This window comes from Aeromicrobium sp. CF4.19, from assembly GCF_051262555.1.
In the GTDB taxonomy this organism is placed as follows: domain Bacteria; phylum Actinomycetota; class Actinomycetes; order Propionibacteriales; family Nocardioidaceae; genus Aeromicrobium.
Genome location: NZ_JBIMEU010000004.1, coordinates 246,359 through 263,403, shown reverse-complemented (window position 1 = coordinate 263,403; position 17,045 = coordinate 246,359). Strand labels below are relative to the sequence as shown.

Sequence of the window (17,045 nt, the reverse complement as noted above, 5' to 3'; positions counted from 1 at the left end):
CGCCGGGCGTAGAGTGAGAGCGCGATCACGTTGTGAAGTCATTCACAAGGTCACGATCACGGTCAGCTCGGTCTCAGTCGGGAGGTGCCCATGGAGGCCTACACGCCCATCCTGGTGCTCGGGTCCCTTGCGGCCGGCTTCGCCATCTTCAGCATCGCGATCGCACCGTTCACCGGCCCCAAGCGTTACAACCGGGCCAAGCTGGACCGCTACGAGTCGGGGATCGAGCCCAGCCCCGTGCCCGACGGCGGCGGCAAGGTGAGCATCAAGTACTTCTTCACCGCGATGATGTTCATCATCTTCGACATCGAGATCGTCTTCCTCTACCCGTTCGCCGTCGCCTTCGACGAGCTCACGTGGTTCGCGGTCTTCGCTGTGATGCTCTTCCTCGTCAACATCACGGTCGCGTACGCCTATGAGTGGCGGCGCGGCGGAATGGAGTGGACCTGATGGGCCTTGAGGAGAAGCTCCCCAGTGGCGTCCTGCTCTCGACGGTCGAGGGCCTCGCCGGCTACATGCGCAAGGCGTCGTTCTGGCCCGCCACGTTCGGTCTGGCCTGCTGCGCCATCGAGATGATGACCTTCGGCGCTCCGCGCTATGACTCCTCGCGCTTCGGCATGGAGGTCTTCCGCCCCAGCCCGCGCCAGGCCGACCTGATGATCGTCGCCGGCCGCGTGAGCAACAAGATGGCGCCCGTCCTGCGGCAGATCTACGACCAGATGGCCGCCCCCAAGTACGTCCTCGCGATGGGCGTGTGCGCCAGCTCCGGCGGCATGTTCAACAACTACGCGATCGTGCAGGGTGTCGACCACGTGGTGCCCGTCGACATGTACCTGCCCGGCTGCCCGCCTCGGCCGGAGATGCTCATCGACGCCATCCTCAAGCTGCACGACCAGATCCAGCACGGCAAGCTCGGCGCGCACCGCGAGGAGCAGATCGCCGAGCGCGAGGCGGCGGCCCTGGTGGCCCCGCCGACCTCCGGCATGAAGGGCCTGATGCGCTGATGGCGTCCGACGACGACACGCAGAACGATCCTCCGGTCCCCTCCGACGCCGAGACGGTCGACGAGCACACCGACACCCAGGACGCCTCGCACGAGACGCGTGACGCCCTGGCCCACGCCGACGCGCCGGTGGGACCCGAGCCGTGGGCGCCCGGTGCCGAGCTGCCCGTGGTCGACGTCCGCGAGGGCATGTTCGGCGTCCGCGGCAGCGGTGACACCAGCGGCTACGGCGGCCTGGAGCGCCCGGTCGTCATGCCCGGCGCCTCGCAGCCCCCCTTCGGCGGCTGGTTCGACGACGTCCACCGCGGCCTGGACGACGGCGTCGCGGAAGCGATCGAGCACACCGTCGTCGACCGCGGAGAGATCACCTTCTTCATCCGGCGCGAGCACCTGCTGGCCGCCGTCACCCACCTGCGCAACGACCCCGCACTGCGCTTCGAGCACTGCTCGTCGGTCAGCGGCGTGCACTTCCCGCAGGAGACCGGCCGCGAGCTCCACGTCGCGTACCACCTGCTCTCGATGACCCACAACCGTCGCATCCGGCTCGAGGTCACCGCGCCCGACGCGGACCCCCACGTGCCCAGCGTCGTGTCCGTCTACCCGACCGCTGACTGGCACGAGCGCGAGACGTGGGACATGTTCGGCGTCGAGTTCGACGGCCACCCGGCCCTGACCCGCATCCTGATGCCGGATGACTGGCAGGGGCACCCCCAGCGCAAGGACTATCCACTGGGCGGCATCCCCGTGGAGTACAAGGGCGGGACGATCCCGGCCCCCGACCAGCGCAGGAGCTACTCGTGAGCGGCACCAAGGCGACCGGCAGCACGCACGACGCCTACGCCGGCACGAGCGAGACCACGGCCGGGCCGGTCTACACGGTCACCGGGCAGGACTGGGACACGATCGATCCCTCGAGCATCGACGGCGACCGCATCGTGGTGAACATGGGTCCCCAGCACCCGTCCACCCACGGTGTCCTGCGCCTCGTGCTGGAGATCGACGGCGAGACGGTCAAGGACGCCCGTGCCGGGATCGGCTACCTGCACACGGGCATCGAGAAGAACATGGAGTTCCGCACCTGGACGCAGGGCGTCACCTTCTGCACCCGGATGGACTACGTCGCCCCCTTCAGCAACGAGGCCGCCTACGTCGCCGGCATCGAGCGGCTGCTTGGCATCGAGGACGACATCCCCGAGCGCGCCGAGGTCATCCGCGTCCTGCTGCTGGAGCTCAACCGGATCAGCTCCCACCTCATCGCGATCGCCACCGGTGGCATGGAGCTCGGTGCACTCACCGTCATGACCTGCGGGTTCCGCGACCGTGAGCTCATCCTCGACCTCTTCGAGATGATCACCGGCCTGCGGATGAACCACGCGTACTTCCGTCCCGGTGGTGTCGCGCAGGACCTCGCCGACGGCACGCTGGAGAAGATCCGCTCCACGGTCAGCCTGCTCAAGAAGCGCCTGCCGGAGTACGCGGCGCTGTGCAACGCCAACCCGATCTTCCGCGGTCGCCTCGATGGCGTCGGCGAGCTCGACCTGGCGGGCTGCCTCGCCCTCGGCATCACCGGCCCGGCACTGCGCGCGACCGGCTACGACTGGGACCTGCGCCGCAAGCAGCCGTACTGGGGCTACGACACCTACGACTTCGACGTCGTCACGTGGGACCAGCCCGACTCCTACGGACGCTTCCGCGTACGCCAGCAGGAGATGTGGGAGTCGCTGCGGATCGTGGAGCAGGCCGTGGAGCGGCTCGCCCAGGGGTCGCCGGGACCGGTCATGGTCGACGACCCCAAGATCGCCTGGCCCGCGCAGCTGAGCGTCGGCTCGGACGGGCAGGGCAACTCCGCGGCGCACATCAAGAAGATCATGGGCGAGTCGATGGAGGCCCTCATCCACCACTTCAAGGTGGTCACCGAGGGCTTCCGGGTGCCGCCCGGTCAGGCCTACGTCGCGATCGAGGCGCCGCGCGGCGAGATCGGGTGCCACGTGGTCTCCGACGGGGGCACGCGGCCGTTCCGTGCCCACTTCCGTGACCCCAGCTTCGTCAACCTGCAGGGCACGTCGATCATGAGCGAGGGCGGGATGATCTCCGACGTCATCGTCGCCATCGCGAGCATCGACCCCGTCATGGGCGGTGTGGACCGATGACAACTCAGGACCCGACGACGTCGCAGGCCGCACTGCCGATCCCGGCGGCCGGCGGCGAGGGTGGAATCTCCGAGACGACCATCGCCGAGATGCGCGAGCTGATGGGGCGCTACCCCCAGGCGCGGTCGGCCCTGCTGCCGATGCTGCACCTCGCCCAGGCCGAGCAGGGCAGTGTCACCGCCGAGGGCATCGAGACCTGCGCCGAGCTGCTGGGCCTGAGCGCGGCCGAGGTCTCCGGTGTCGCGACGTTCTACACGATGTACAAGCGCCGCCGGATGGGCGAGCACCACGTCGGCGTCTGCACCAACACCCTGTGTGCCGTCATGGGTGGCGATGCCATCCTCGAGCGGCTCAAGGACCACCTCGAGATCGGCAACGACGAGACCACCGAGGACGGCACGGTCACGCTCGAGCACATCGAGTGCAACGCAGCGTGCGACTTCGCCCCTGTCCTCACGGTGAACTGGGAGTTCATGGACAACCAGACGCCCGAGTCGGCCGTCGCGCTCGTCGACGCGTTGCGGGCGGGGGAGCGCGTGACCTCCACGCGGGGCGCCACCATCACCAGCTGGCGCGAGGCCGAGCGCGTGATCGCCGGCTACGAGGACGGTCGCGTCGACGAGGGCCCGGCCGCTGCCGGGGCGTCCCTCGCGGGTCTGGAGATCGCCGCCGAGCGGGGCTGGGCCGCGCCGGCGTTCGACGAGGGGACGTCCCAGGGCGCTGCCGAGGCCGAGGAGGTCGCGGACGAGAGCCCGCAGCAGGCCGCGGCGCAGGCCGACACCGGACGCGCCGAGGCAGAGACGGCCGCGGCACAGTCCCCGGCCGAGACCGTCGGCGGGGGCTCGAAGGAAGGTTCCACCGACTCCGGGGAGACGGTCGAGGAAGGGAGTGCCAGCGATGACTGACACGCTGACGCCGGTCCTGAGCAGCACGTGGGGCGACGAGAACGCCTGGAAGCTGTCCGCCTACCGGCGCGCTGGAGGGTACGAGGCGCTGGACACCGCGGTCGCCATGGCTCCCGAGGAGATCGTGACCCTCGTCAAGGACTCCGGCCTGCGCGGTCGTGGTGGCGCGGGCTTCCCGACCGGCATGAAGTGGAGCTTCATCCCCCAGGACCCCGAGACGGAGGCGGGCCGCAAGCCCAAGTACCTCGTGGTCAACGCCGATGAGTCCGAGCCGGGCACCTGCAAGGACATCCCGCTGATGATGGCGAACCCGCACAGCCTGATCGAGGGCGTCATCATCTCCTGCCTGGCGATCCGCGCCGAGCAGGCCTTCATCTACGTCCGCGGCGAGGTGCTGCACGTCATCCGTCGCCTGCGCGCGGCCTGCCGCGAGGCCTACGAGGCCGGTCTGCTCGGTGATGACGTCCTCGGCAGCGGCAAGCGCGTCGACCTCGTCATCCATGCCGGCGCCGGCGCCTACATCTGCGGCGAGGAGACGGCGCTGCTGGACTCCCTGGAGGGACGTCGCGGCCAACCGAGGCTCCGCCCGCCGTTCCCCGCGGTCGAGGGCCTGTACGCCTGCCCGACGGTGATCAACAACGTCGAGTCCATCGCCTCCGTCCCGCCGATCGTGCGCGGCGGCATCGACTGGTTCGGTTCGATGGGCACCGAGAAGTCCAAGGGCTTCACGCTCTACTCGCTCTCGGGCCACGTCAAGCGACCCGGGCAGTACGAGGCGCCGCTGGGCATCACGCTGCGTGAGCTGCTGGACCTGGGGGGTGGGATGCGCGAGGGCTCGGAGCTGAAGTTCTGGACGCCGGGTGGCTCGTCGACCCCGATCCTCACCGACGAGCACCTGGACGTGCCGCTGGACTACGAGGGCGTCGGTGGCGCCGGCTCCATGCTCGGCACCAAGGCCCTGCAGGTCTTCGACCAGACGACGTCGGTCGTGCGCTGCGTCCTGCGGTGGACGGAGTTCTACAAGCACGAGTCGTGCGGCAAGTGCACGCCGTGCCGCGAGGGCACGTGGTGGCTGGTGCAGACGCTGCAGCGGCTCGACTCCGGACAGGGTCACGAGGGCGACATCGAGCTGCTGCTCGACCTGTGCGACAACATCCTCGGCCGGTCCTTCTGCGCCCTGGGCGACGGTGCGACCAGCCCCATCACCTCGGCCATCGAGTACTTCCGCGAGGAGTTCGAGGCCGGCATGCACACGCCGTCCGGCGAGCTCTTCCCGCCCGCGGCGTCGATGCTCTTCGGTCAGGAGGTCACCGCATGACCGGCACCGTGATCCGTGAGTGTGACGTTTCAACCCTCCTGACGGTGATTCTGGGGCAGAAGCGTCACACTCAGCGAGCCGGGGAGGCCGCCCGATGACCGTCACGCAGCCCGGCCGCACCGGCCAGGGGGGCACCCCGGTGGAGCTCGTCACCCTGACGATCGACGACGTCGAGGTGAGCGTCCCCAAGGGCACGCTCGTCATCCGCGCCGCCGAGCTCATGGGCGTCGACATCCCGCGGTTCTGCGACCATCCACTGCTGGAGCCGGTCGGCGCGTGCCGGCAGTGCCTCGTGGAGGTCACCGACGCCGGCAACGGCCGGGGCATGCCCAAGCCGCAGGCCTCGTGCACGCTGGAGGTCGCGGCCGACATGGTCGTCAAGACCCAGGTCACCTCGCCCGTGGCGGAGAAGGCGCAGCACGGGACGATGGAGTTCCTGCTGGTCAACCACCCCCTGGACTGCCCCGTGTGCGACAAGGGCGGTGAGTGCCCGCTGCAGAACCAGGCCATGAGCCACGGTCGGGGCGAGTCGCGCTTCGTGGAGACGAAGCGCACCTTCCCCAAGCCCTACGAGGTCTCCGAGCAGGTCCTGCTCGACCGTGAGCGCTGCGTCCTGTGCGCACGCTGTACACGCTTCTCCGAACAGATCGCCGGCGACCCGTTCATCGCCCTCGTCGAGCGCGGTGCGCACCAGCAGGTGGGCATCGGCGCCTCCTCCACCGAGGACGCCGGCACGCAGCCCTTCCACTCCTACTTCTCCGGCAACACGATCCAGATCTGCCCGGTCGGTGCCCTGACGAGCGCGGACTACCGGTTCCGGGCGCGGCCCTTCGACCTCGTCTCCACGCCGAGCGTCGCCGAGCACGACGCGTGCGGCTCGGCCATCCGTGTCGACCACCGTCGCGGCAAGGTCATGCGCCGGCTCGCCGGTGACGACCCGGAGGTCAACGAGGAGTGGATCACCGACAAGGACCGCTTCTGCTTCACCTGGCCCACCGTCGGCGACCGGATCCGGACCCCGCTCGTGCGAGGGGACGGCGGAGAGCTGGAGCCCGCCTCGTGGCCAGCTGCGCTCGCCGCCGCCGCCCGAGGGCTCCAGGCGGCCGAGGGCAAGGTCGGGGTGCTGCCCGGGGGTCGCCTGACCGTCGAGGACGCCTTCGCCTACAGCACGTTCGCCCGCATCGCCCTGCGCACCAACGACGTCGACTTCCGGGCTCGCGCGCACTCCAAGGAGGAGGCGGCGTTCCTCGCCTCGAGCGTCGCCGCCGGACCCATGCAGGTCACCTACGCCGACCTCGAGCGCGCGGGCACCGTCGTGCTCGTGGGGCTGGAGCCGGAGGACGAGGCCGGGGCCATCTTCCTGCGCCTGCGCAAGGGCATGCTCGCCGGCCGCACCCGTGTCATCTCGGTCGGCTCCCACACCTCGCGCGGGCTGCAGAAGCTCGGAGGGCAGCTGGTCTCCGCCGTGCCCGGCCAGGAGGCCGCCGCGCTGGAGACCTGGGCCGCAGGGCTGGGCGATGATGCCGGACCGGTGGTCCTGCTCGTCGGTGAGCGCCTGGCCACCGTCCCCGGTGGGTTCAGTGCTGCCCTGCGTACGAGCACCGCTCTCGGCGCCCCGCTCGCCTGGGTCCCCCGGCGTGCCGGCGACCGTGGTGCGGTGGAGGCCGGCTGCCTGCCGAACCTGCTGCCCGGTGGTCGCCCGGTCAACGACGCCGAGGCACGCGCCGACCTCGCCGCGGTGTGGGGCGTGCGCTCGGTGCCCGGCCGGGTGGGCCGCGACACCGCGGGCATCATCGGTGCCGCCGTGGACCACAAGCTGCGCGCCCTCGTGGTCGGGGGCGTCGAGGTCGACGACCTGCCCGACCCGACCGCCGCCCGCGAGGCCCTAGACGCTGCCGACTTCGTCGTGAGCCTGGAGGTGCGCGAGAGCGACGTCACCCGCGCGGCCGACGTCGTGCTGCCCGTCGCCCCCGCGGTGGAGAAGCCCGGCACGTTCCTGACGTGGGAGGGCCGGTACCGGCCCTTCGAGGCAGTGCTGCACGAGCCCGGCTCCCTCACCGACATCCGGGTCCTCGCGGGGATCGCCGAGGAGATGGGTGTCGACCTCGGCTTCCGCACCGTCTCGGGCGCCCGGGAGCGCTTCGTGGAGGTCGGTGCATGGGACGGCGAGCGGCTGCCAGCCCCTGATGTCACCGCGCCGGATCTCACCGCGCCGTCGGGAGCACCTCGCAAGACCGTGCTGGCCACGTGGCGACAGCTGATCGACGACGCCCGCGGCCAGGACGGCCAGGCCAAGTACCGGGCCACGGCGCGCCGTCCCGTCCTGCGGGCCTCGGCCGCCACGCTCGCTGCTGCGGGCGTCGCGCCCGGGCAACCGGCCACCATCGCCACCAAGGTCGGCTCGGCGACGTTCTCCGCCGAGGTCGCGGACCTGCCGGACGGGGTCGTGTGGGCGCCGTCCAACAACGGCGTCAACCTGCGGGCCGCGCTGCGCGCGGGCCACGGCGACACCGTCACCCTGACGCCGGGGGAGACCTCATGAGTGAGCGCCAGCGAGGGAACGAGGGACCCCTCATGCGAGCACGTTCCTACGGTGGTTCTTCTGAGGGCGTGATCGCATGAGTGAGCTCTTCGGCAACGAGCCGTTCTGGGTGGTGGCCCTCAAGTCCCTCCTCATCTTCGTGATCCTGGTCGTCTTCACGCTGTTCAACATCTGGTTCGAGCGCAAGGTCGTCGCCAAGATGCAGCACCGTGTCGGCCCCAACGTGCACGGCCCGTTCGGCCTGCTGCAGAGCCTCGCCGACGGCGTGAAGCTGGCCCTCAAGGAGGACATCGTCGTCAAGGCGGCCGACCGGGTCGTCTACGTCCTCGCCCCGATCCTGGCCACCATCCCGGCGTTCCTCGCCTGGGCGGTGATCCCGTTCGGGCCGGAAGTCACCATCCCGTTCACCGACACGCAGACGGTGCTGCAGCTGACCGACCTGCCGGTCGCCGTCCTGTACATCCTGGCCGTCACATCCATCGGCGTGTACGGCATCGTGCTGGCCGGCTGGGCCTCCGGCTCGACGTACTCCCTGCTGGGCAGCCTGCGCTCCAGCGCCCAGGTCATCTCCTACGAGGTGGCGATGGGCCTGTCGTTCGTGACCGTCTTCATCTACGCCGGATCGATGTCCACCAGCGAGATCGTGGCGGCGCAGGAGGACCTGTGGTTCTTCCTGCCGCTGCTGCCGTCGTTCATCATCTACGTCATCGCGATGGTGGGCGAGACCAACCGCGCGCCGTTCGACCTGCCCGAGGCCGAGGGCGAGCTGGTGGGCGGCTTCCACACCGAGTACAGCTCGCTGAAGTTCGCGCTGTTCTTCCTCGCCGAATACATCAACATGGTCACCGTCTCGGCCCTGGCCACGACGCTGTTCCTGGGTGGCTGGCGCGCCCCGTTCGGGCTCGGCACCCTGTGGGAGGGCTTCAACGAGGGTTACTGGCCGGTGCTGTGGTTCCTCGGGAAGACGCTGGCCTTCATCTTCCTGTTCATCTGGCTGCGCGGCACGCTGCCCCGGATGCGCTACGACCAGTTCATGGCCTTCGGGTGGAAGGTGCTCATCCCGATCTCGCTGGTCTGGATCGTGGCGGTCGCCTTCATCCGCAAGCTCCGCAACGAGGACATGCTCGACCAGCGGGCGTTGTTCGTCGCCGCCGGAGTGGCGGCGGCCGTGCTGCTGCTGAGCCTGTTCATCCCGGAGCGCAAGAGCACAGAGCCGGAGCCGGCGCACCTGGCCGGCCCCGACTCAGGTGGTTCGACGACCGAGGACGGGGACGGCACGTTCGTCGGTGGCTATCCCGTCCCGCCCATGCCCGAGAAGACCTGGAACCAGAAGGAGGGTGGATCACGATGAGCTCCGCTCGCGAGACCCTGTGGGACCCCATCGCCGGGTTCGGCGTGACCTTCCGGACGATGTTCCGCAAGACCGTCACGGAGCAGTACCCGTTCGTGAAGTTGCCGACTGCTCCGCGCTTCCACGGCCGCCACCAGCTCAACCGCTGGCCCGACGGGCTGGAGAAGTGCATCGGCTGCGAGCTGTGCGCGTGGGCCTGCCCGGCCGACGCCATCTACGTCGAGGGTGCGTCCAACGACGACTCACCGGACGGGGACGGGCGCTACAGCCCCGGCGAGCGCTACGGCCGCGTCTACCAGATCAACTACCTGCGCTGCATCCTGTGCGGCCTGTGCATCGAGGCGTGCCCCACCCGCGCGTTGACCATGACCAACGAGTACGAGCTGGCCGACGACAACCGGGCCGACCTCATCTATGAGAAGACCGACCTGCTCGCCCCGCTGCTGGAGGGCATGGTCCAGCCGCCGCACGAGCAGATGATCAGCCCGGACCATCACGACTACTACAAGGGCAAGACGCTGCCGCTGTTCCCCGTCGACCCGGCCGAGAAGGCCGACGTGAACCCGTCCTCCAGCGGCGAGCCGGGAACCCCAGCATGACCGTGTTCTGGACCCTGGCGCCCATCATGGTGCTCTCGGCGCTCGGCCTGCTGCTCGCGCGCAGGGCCGTGCACGGTGCGCTGTGCCTGGCCGTGGTGATGATCAGCCTCGCGGTGCTCTACGCGGCACAGGACGCCCCGTTCCTGTTCGCGGTGCAGATCATCGTCTACACCGGCGCCATCATGATGCTGTTCCTGTTCGTCCTGATGCTCGTCGGCACGTCCACGGAGGAGTCGCTGAGCGAGACGATCAAGGGCCAGCGGATCGCCGCCACGGTCGTGGGTCTGCTGTTCGGCATCACTGCCGTCCTGGCGATCGGCCAGACCGTCACGGGCAGCATCGCCGGCCTCGACGACGCCAACGCCGGCGGCAACGTCGAGGGCCTCGCCGCGCTGATGTTCGGCGACTACGTGGTCGGCTTCCAGTTCACCGCCGCCCTGCTCATCACGGCCGTGCTCGGCGCCATGGTGCTGGCGCACCGCGAGGAGCTGGGCATCCGCCGGAGCCAGGGCGAGATCGCCAAGGACCGGATGCGCGAGTTCGCCGAGTCCGGCCGTCACCCGGGCAACCCGCCGACACCGGGGGTCTTCGCCCGGCACAACGCCGTCGACACCCCGGCGCTGCTGCCCGACGGCACTCCCGTCGAGGACTCGGTCTCCCCGAGCATCGTGGCGCGCGGCCAGCTGCGCGACGGGTTCGAGGACGACGTCGACGACTACTCCGACCAGCTCGAGGGCGAGGCGACGACGCCCTGGCCCCGCCGCGGCCAGGTCCAGCGCTCCGACGACGTCGATGGGCCGGGAGCGGACGGGGGGACCCGGAAGTGACCGAGTACCTGACCCTGTCGCTCATCCTGTTCACGATCGGCGCCACCGGCGTCCTCGTGCGCCGCAACGCGATCATCGTCTTCATGTGCATCGAGCTCATGCTCAACGCCACCAACCTGGCCCTGGTGACGTTCGCTCGTCAGCACGGCAACCTCGACGGTCAGATCGCGGCGTTCTTCGTCATGGTCGTCGCGGCGGCCGAGGTCGTCATCGGCCTGGCCATCATCGTGTCCATCTATCGCACGCGTCGCTCGGCCTCGGTCGACGAGGCGAGCCTGTTGAAGCTCTGAAGGGGGAGTCGTGCTCGATCTCGTCTGGCTCCTCGTCATCGTGCCACTGGTCAGTGGCCTCGGCCTGCTCGTGTGGGGCAAGGAGGGGGACCGCTTCGGTCACCTCGTCGGCACCGCGGCATCGACGTTCGCGTTCGTGCTCGGCCTGCTCGCCTTCCTGGAGCTGCTCGGCCGGCCCGAGGACGACCGCTCGTTCGTCCGCTCGCTGTTCACCTGGATCTCCGCCGGGCCGTTCGAGGTGGAGATGGCCTACCGCTTCGATCCGCTGTCGGCCTTGTTCGTGCTGCTCATCACGGGCGTCGGCACGCTCATCCACGTCTACTCCATCGGCTACATGGAGCACGACCCGCGCCGTCGTCGGTTCTTCGCCTACCTCAACATCTTCATCGCGGCGATGCTCACGCTCGTGCTCGCCGAGGACTACCTGGTGCTCTTCCTGGGCTGGGAGGGCGTCGGTCTCGCGTCCTACCTGCTGATCGGGTTCTGGCAGCACAAGCCGTCCGCGGCTGCCGCGGCCAAGAAGGCCTTCGTCGTCAACCGTGTGGGTGACGTCGGGATGGCGCTGGCGATCATGCTGATGTTCGCCCAGCTCGGCACGACGTCCATCGGCGCGGTCAACGGGTCCATGGGGTCGGTCACGACGTCGGTCGCCACGGCCATGGGGCTTCTGCTCCTGCTCGGTGCATGCGGCAAGTCCGCCCAGGTGCCGCTGCAGAGCTGGCTGCTCGACGCCATGGAGGGCCCCACGCCGGTCTCCGCGCTGATCCACGCCGCGACGATGGTCACGGCCGGCGTCTACCTCGTGGTCCGCAGCAACGGTGTCTTCAACGCCTCCGAGACGGCTCAGACGGCCGTCATCATCGTGGGCCTGGTGACCCTGCTCGTCGGTGCCTGGATCGGCTGCGCCAAGGACGACATCAAGAAGGCGCTGGCCGGCTCCACGATGAGCCAGATCGGCTACATGATGCTGGCCGCCGGGCTCGGCCCCGCGGGCTACGCGTTCGCCATCTTCCACCTCATCACCCACGGCTTCTTCAAGGCCAACATGTTCCTCGGTGCCGGCTCGGTGATGCACGGGATGGACGACGACGTCGACATGCGGCACTACGGCGCCCTGCGCAAGGCCATGCCCGTCACGTTCCTGACGTTCGCGATGGGCTACCTGGCCATCATCGGCTTCCCGGGCTTCTCCGGGTTCTGGAGCAAGGACAAGATCATCGAGGCTGCCTTCGCGCACTCCTTCTGGGTGGGCATGGGCACGCTGCTCGGCGCCGGGGTGACGGCGTTCTACATGACGCGCCTGATGATGATGACGTTCTTCGGCGAGAAGCGCTGGCTCGATGACGTCGAGCCGCACGAGTCGCCCAAGGTGATGACCGTGCCGCTGATCGTGCTGGCCGCCGCGTCGGTTCTCGGCGGGGTGCTCATCCTCGGCACCTGGATCGAGCACTGGCTCGAGCCGGCCATCGGCGCCACCGAGCACCACGGGGCGCAGATGGGTCCGGTGGAGATGCCGGTCTGGGTGATGACGACGATCATCACGCTCGTCGTGGCCGCCGGCGTCGCTCTCGCCTACCTCACCTACGGTCGGCGACCGATCGCGGGCGAGACCCCGGGCGACAGCTCGGTCTCGGTCCTCACCCGCGCCGGACGGCACGAGCTGTACGGCAACCAGATCAACGACGCCGTCGCCGTCCGGCCGACGCGTCACCTCACCCGGTTCCTGGTGTGGTTCGACGCCAAGGGCGTCGACGGTCTCGTCACCGGGATCGCCGAGCGGCTCGGTGACACGTCCCAGTTCCTGCGCAAGCCACAGACCGGCTACGTGCGCAGCTACGCCCTCAGCATCTTCGCCGGCGCCGCCGTCGTGGTGCTCGCACTCCTGGCGGTGACGCTCGCATGATGCTCACGATCCTGGCCGCGACCCCTCTGGTGGGCGCGCTCGTCCTGACGGTGCTGCCGAGGACCGCCCAGAGCGCGACGATGGTGAAGTCCGTCGCCGTGGCGTTCAGCCTGGTCACCCTGGCGCTGTCGTTGGTGATGATGTCGGGCTACGACGTCGCCGCCGGTGGCTACCAGTACGTCGAGCAGCACGACTGGATCGGCCCGCTCGGGGCGCACTACGCGCTGGGCGTCAACGGCATCGGCCTGACGCTGATCCTGCTGACGACGGTGCTGGTGCCCATCGTGCTGCTCTCGGCGTGGGGCGATCGCATCCCCACCTCGCGCAGCGTCAACTCCTACCTCGCGTGGATGCTGGCTCTGCAGGGCCTGGCCATCGGCGTCTTCGCCGCCACGGACGTCTTCTTGTTCTACGTCCTGTTCGAGGCGACGCTCATCCCGATCTACTTCCTCATCGGCTCCTACGGCGGGGAGTCCCGCTCGTACGCCGCGGTGAAGTTCCTCATCTACAACCTCGTCGGCGGCCTGCTGATGCTGGCTGCGGTCGTCGGCCTGTACGTCGTCTCCGCCGGCGCCGGGGAGCCCAGCTACCTGCTGAGCGACCTGTCCGGCCTGGAGATGGGTCAGACCACCGAGCGCCTGCTCTTCCTCGGATTCATGGCGGCCTTCGCCATCAAGGCGCCGCTGTGGCCGCTGCACACCTGGCTGCCCGACGCCGCCGGCACCGCGACGCCGGCGACCTCGGTGCTCATGGTCAGCGTCATCGACAAGGTCGGCACCTTCGGCATGCTGCGCTGGTGCCTGGAGATCTTCCCGAACGCCTCGGAGTGGGCCAGCCCCGTCGTGATCACGCTCGCGGTCATCAGCATCCTCTACGGCGCGCTGCTCGCGATCGGCCAGGACGACATCCGCCGCCTGATCGCGTACACGTCGGTGTCCCACTTCGGCTTCATCATCCTGGGCATCTTCGTGTTCACCCACACCTCGACGGCCGGTGCGACGCTCTACATGTTCAACCACGGGTTGTCGACGGCGGCGCTGTTCCTGGTGACGGGAATGATGATCGCCCGGCGCGGGTCGGCCAGCATCAGGGACTTCGGTGGAGTGCAGAAGATCGCCCCCGTGATGGCCGGGATCCTGCTGATCGCCGGTCTCTCGAGCCTGTCGCTGCCCGGGCTGGCCCCGTTCATCAGCGAGTTCCTCGTGCTCGCGGGCACCTTCACGCGGTCCGTCCCTGCGGCGGTCCTCGCGACGCTCGGCATCGTGCTCGCGGCGCTGTACATCCTGATCATGTACCAGCGCACGATGACGGGTCCGCTCGCGCCGGGTGCCGAGGGAGTCACGGACCTCACGCCGCGTGAGGTGGGGGCGCTCACCCCGGCCATCGTGCTCATCGTGGCACTCGGCTTCTACCCGCAGCCGCTGCTGAACGTGATCAACCCCGCGGTCGACGAGGTGGTCGCCACGGTCGGCGTCGGTGACCCGCCGCCACGCACCCCGGCAGACCTCGAAGGCAGCCAGGAGGGAGACCGATGATGTCGTCCACGACCCTGGCCGCCGTCGAGGCGGCGCAGATCCCGGCGCCCACCGTCGAGTGGTCGATGGTGACCCCGTTGCTCATCCTGGGTGGCGTCGCCGTGCTCGGCGTCCTGGTGGAGGCCTTCGCTCCCCGCCGCGGACGCTTCACCGTGCAGGCGGTCCTGGCCGCGGCAGGCATCGTGGCCGCCCTGGCCGAGACGGTGCGCGTCTACCTCTCGCTCGACCGGGTCGAGGGCTCGGTCATCGGGCGCGGCCAGGCAGCCGTGGAGGGGTCGCTCGCCGTCGACGGACCTGCCGTCCTCACGTGGGGGATGCTGTGCGTCTTCGGCCTGCTGAGCATCGGCCTGTTCGCCGAGCGTCGGCTCGAGGGTGGTCTCAGCGCCTTCACCGGTCGCGCTGCCGATGCGCCGGGCTCCTCCGACGAGACGCAGGCCGTGGCGGTCAAGCTCGAGCACTCCGAGGTCTTCCCGCTGGCGATGTTCGCCCTGGGCGGCATGCTGCTCTTCGCGACGTCGAACGACCTGCTGACGATGTTCGTGGCGTTGGAGGTCATGAGCCTGCCGTTGTACATCCTGTGCGGGCTCTCGCGCCGCCGGCGCCTGCTGAGCCAGGAGGCCTCGCTCAAGTACTTCCTGCTCGGCGCCTTCTCCTCCGTCTTCTTCCTCTACGGCGTCGCGCTCGCCTACGGCTACGCCGGCGGGTTCGCCCTCTCAGACATCGACACCGCCGTCTCGGCGCGGGCGGGCAGCGAGAACCTGTTGCTGGCCGCGGTCGCGCTCATCGCCGTCGGCATGCTGTTCAAGATCGGCGCGGTCCCGTTCCACTCCTGGACGCCCGACGTCTACCAGGGCGCGCCCACACCGGTCACGGCGTTCATGGCGGCCGGCACCAAGGCTGCCGCGTTCATCGCCTTCCTGCGCGTGTTCTTCGTCGCCTTCGGCGACGCCTCCTGGGACTGGCGGCCCACGGTGTGGGTGATCGCCGTGCTCACGATGTTCGTCGGCTCGGTCGTCGCGATCTCGCAGACGGACGTGAAGCGGATGCTGGCCTACTCCTCCGTGGCCCACGCCGGCTTCCTGCTGGTCGGGCTCGCAGGCGCCTACGTGGGCGGGGAGGGCCGGATCACGTCGGTCTCGGCCATGCTCTTCTACCTGCTGGTCTACGGCGTGGCCTCCATCGGCGCCTTCGCCGTCGTGATGCTCGTGCGCGATGCCGGTGGCGAGGCCACGCACCTGTCCCGCTGGGCGGGCTTGGGCCGGGAGTCACCGTTCCTCGCAGGCTCCTTCGCGCTGTTCATGCTGTCGTTCGCAGGCATCCCGCTCACGGCCGGCTTCATCGGCAAGTGGGGCGTCTTCAGCGCGGCGTGGTCCGGGGGGTACTGGACGCTCGCGCTGGCGGGCGTGCTCGTGAGCGCCCTCGCGGCGTACTTCTACGTTCGTGTCATCGTCCTGATGTTCTTCACCGAGCCTGTGGGTGACGGCCCGACGGTGGCGGTTCCCAGCGTGTTGACTACCGTGGTCATCGCCGCAGCGGCTGCGGCCACGGTCGTCCTGGGCATCCTTCCGGGGCCCGTGCTCGAGCTGGCTCAGCACGCGGGCACCTTCGTTCGCTGAGCGTGACGGGAGCAGGCGTGGTTCTGGGTGTGGAGTTCGACGACCCGGCTCTTGCCGCGCGCGTGGAAGCGGGCGTCGACCGTGCCGAGCTGGCCTTGGCCGAGGCGGTCCGCAGCCCCGACGACTTCCTCGACGAAGCCGCCGGACACCTGCTCAGCGCGGGCGGCAAGCGCTTCCGGCCCATGCTCGTGGCCCTCGGGGCCGAGCTGGGCGACCCTGAACGGACCGAGGTCACGACGGCGGCCGTGGTGGTGGAGCTGACTCACCTCGCGACGCTGTACCACGACGACGTGATGGATGAGGCGCCGTTGCGTCGAGGCGCACCGAGCGCCAACGCCCGGTGGACGAACTCCCTGGCCATCCTGGTGGGCGACTTCCTGTTCGCCCAGGCCTCCGACCTCGTCTCGACGCTCGGCACCGAGGCGGTGAGCATCCAAGCGCGGACGTTCTCCCGGCTGGTCCGAGGGCAGATCCGCGAGACGATCGGACCGAAGGCTCAGGCCGATGCGCTCGAGCACTACCTCGACGTCGTCGCCGACAAGACCGGGTCGCTCATCGCCACGTCGGCGCGCCTGGGGGCCAAGATGGCCGGGGCCGCGCCCGAGCACGAGCGGATCCTCACCGAGTTCGGTGAGCGCATCGGCATCGCCTTCCAGCTCAGCGACGACATCATCGACATCGCCAGCGAGTCCGACGACTCCGGCAAGACACCGGGTACCGACCTGCGCGAGGGCGTGCCGACCTTGCCGACGCTGTTCGCCCAGCGCTCCACCGACCCCGCGGACGCCGTGCTGCTGGAGCGCCTGTCCGGCCCGATCGCCGACGAGGCAGTGGTGCAGGAGGTCCTCGCAGAGCTGCGCCGACACCCGTCGATGGAGCAGGCCAGGGCCTTCGTCCGTGCCGAGGCCGCGACCGCGCGCGGGCTTCTGGACGGCCTGCCGCCGAGCTCCGCACGCTCTGCCCTCGAGGCGCTCTGCACGACCCTCACGACCCGCATCGTCTGAGG

General features: G+C 69.5%; 15 protein-coding genes. All 15 read left to right on the top strand.

Annotated features, from left to right (window positions below; genetic code table 11):
* Positions 1-90 precede the first annotated feature (90 nt).
* The 15 genes from ACHAAC_RS11195 (at position 91) to ACHAAC_RS11125 (ending at position 17,043) form a co-directional block, all read left to right on the top strand.
* Entirely contained in the window at positions 91-450 is a 360-nt protein-coding gene (locus ACHAAC_RS11195) for an NADH-quinone oxidoreductase subunit A (RefSeq protein WP_435716308.1), read from the top strand.
* Positions 450-1,004: a NuoB/complex I 20 kDa subunit family protein gene (locus ACHAAC_RS11190; protein WP_435716307.1), complete on the top strand. Its 555-nt coding sequence runs from the start codon at positions 450-452 to the stop codon at positions 1,002-1,004. Before ACHAAC_RS11195 ends, ACHAAC_RS11190 begins: the two co-directional genes overlap by 1 nt.
* Positions 1,004-1,804 (top strand): NADH-quinone oxidoreductase subunit C, encoded by an 801-nt coding sequence (locus ACHAAC_RS11185; RefSeq protein WP_435716306.1) that lies wholly within the window; start codon positions 1,004-1,006, stop codon positions 1,802-1,804. The genes ACHAAC_RS11190 and ACHAAC_RS11185 overlap by 1 nt, the downstream gene beginning before the upstream one ends.
* Positions 1,801-3,153, top strand: coding sequence for an NADH-quinone oxidoreductase subunit D (locus tag ACHAAC_RS11180; RefSeq protein ID WP_435716305.1), 1,353 nt, complete (start codon positions 1,801-1,803; stop codon positions 3,151-3,153). The genes ACHAAC_RS11185 and ACHAAC_RS11180 overlap by 4 nt, the downstream gene beginning before the upstream one ends.
* Complete coding sequence (gene nuoE, locus ACHAAC_RS11175) at positions 3,150-4,058, top strand: NADH-quinone oxidoreductase subunit NuoE (protein WP_435716304.1); 909 nt, start codon at positions 3,150-3,152, stop codon at positions 4,056-4,058. The genes ACHAAC_RS11180 and nuoE overlap by 4 nt, the downstream gene beginning before the upstream one ends.
* The gene (nuoF, locus tag ACHAAC_RS11170) at positions 4,051-5,376 is read left to right on the top strand and encodes an NADH-quinone oxidoreductase subunit NuoF (RefSeq protein ID WP_435716303.1); all 1,326 of its coding nucleotides are present in this window, start codon (positions 4,051-4,053) and stop codon (positions 5,374-5,376) included. The genes nuoE and nuoF overlap by 8 nt, the downstream gene beginning before the upstream one ends.
* Before the next feature lie 94 nt (positions 5,377-5,470).
* Positions 5,471-7,918 (top strand): NADH-quinone oxidoreductase subunit G, encoded by a 2,448-nt coding sequence (locus ACHAAC_RS11165; RefSeq protein ID WP_435716302.1) that lies wholly within the window; start codon positions 5,471-5,473, stop codon positions 7,916-7,918.
* Between the two features lie 76 nt (positions 7,919-7,994).
* Positions 7,995-9,269, top strand: a complete 1,275-nt coding sequence (gene nuoH / locus ACHAAC_RS11160) for an NADH-quinone oxidoreductase subunit NuoH (protein WP_435716301.1) — start codon at positions 7,995-7,997, stop codon at positions 9,267-9,269.
* On the top strand, positions 9,266-9,868 hold the full coding sequence (gene nuoI / locus ACHAAC_RS11155) for an NADH-quinone oxidoreductase subunit NuoI (RefSeq protein ID WP_435716300.1): 603 nt from the start codon (positions 9,266-9,268) through the stop codon (positions 9,866-9,868). The genes nuoH and nuoI overlap by 4 nt, the downstream gene beginning before the upstream one ends.
* Positions 9,865-10,695, top strand: a complete 831-nt coding sequence (locus ACHAAC_RS11150; protein WP_435716299.1) for an NADH-quinone oxidoreductase subunit J — start codon at positions 9,865-9,867, stop codon at positions 10,693-10,695. Before nuoI ends, ACHAAC_RS11150 begins: the two co-directional genes overlap by 4 nt.
* Positions 10,692-10,985 (top strand): NADH-quinone oxidoreductase subunit NuoK, encoded by a 294-nt coding sequence (gene nuoK / locus ACHAAC_RS11145; RefSeq protein WP_435716298.1) that lies wholly within the window; start codon positions 10,692-10,694, stop codon positions 10,983-10,985. The genes ACHAAC_RS11150 and nuoK overlap by 4 nt, the downstream gene beginning before the upstream one ends.
* Positions 10,986-10,995: 10 nt before the next feature.
* Positions 10,996-12,888, top strand: a complete 1,893-nt coding sequence (gene nuoL / locus ACHAAC_RS11140; protein WP_435716297.1) for an NADH-quinone oxidoreductase subunit L — start codon at positions 10,996-10,998, stop codon at positions 12,886-12,888.
* A complete protein-coding gene (locus ACHAAC_RS11135) occupies positions 12,885-14,423 on the top strand; it encodes an NADH-quinone oxidoreductase subunit M (protein WP_435716296.1) in 1,539 nt (512 codons plus the stop codon). Before nuoL ends, ACHAAC_RS11135 begins: the two co-directional genes overlap by 4 nt.
* Entirely contained in the window at positions 14,423-16,039 is a 1,617-nt protein-coding gene (gene nuoN, locus ACHAAC_RS11130) for an NADH-quinone oxidoreductase subunit NuoN (protein ID WP_435716404.1), read from the top strand. The genes ACHAAC_RS11135 and nuoN overlap by 1 nt, the downstream gene beginning before the upstream one ends.
* 17 nt (positions 16,040-16,056) lie before the next feature.
* On the top strand, positions 16,057-17,043 hold the full coding sequence (locus ACHAAC_RS11125; RefSeq protein ID WP_435716295.1) for a polyprenyl synthetase family protein: 987 nt from the start codon (positions 16,057-16,059) through the stop codon (positions 17,041-17,043).
* The last annotated feature ends 2 nt before the right edge of the window (positions 17,044-17,045 follow it).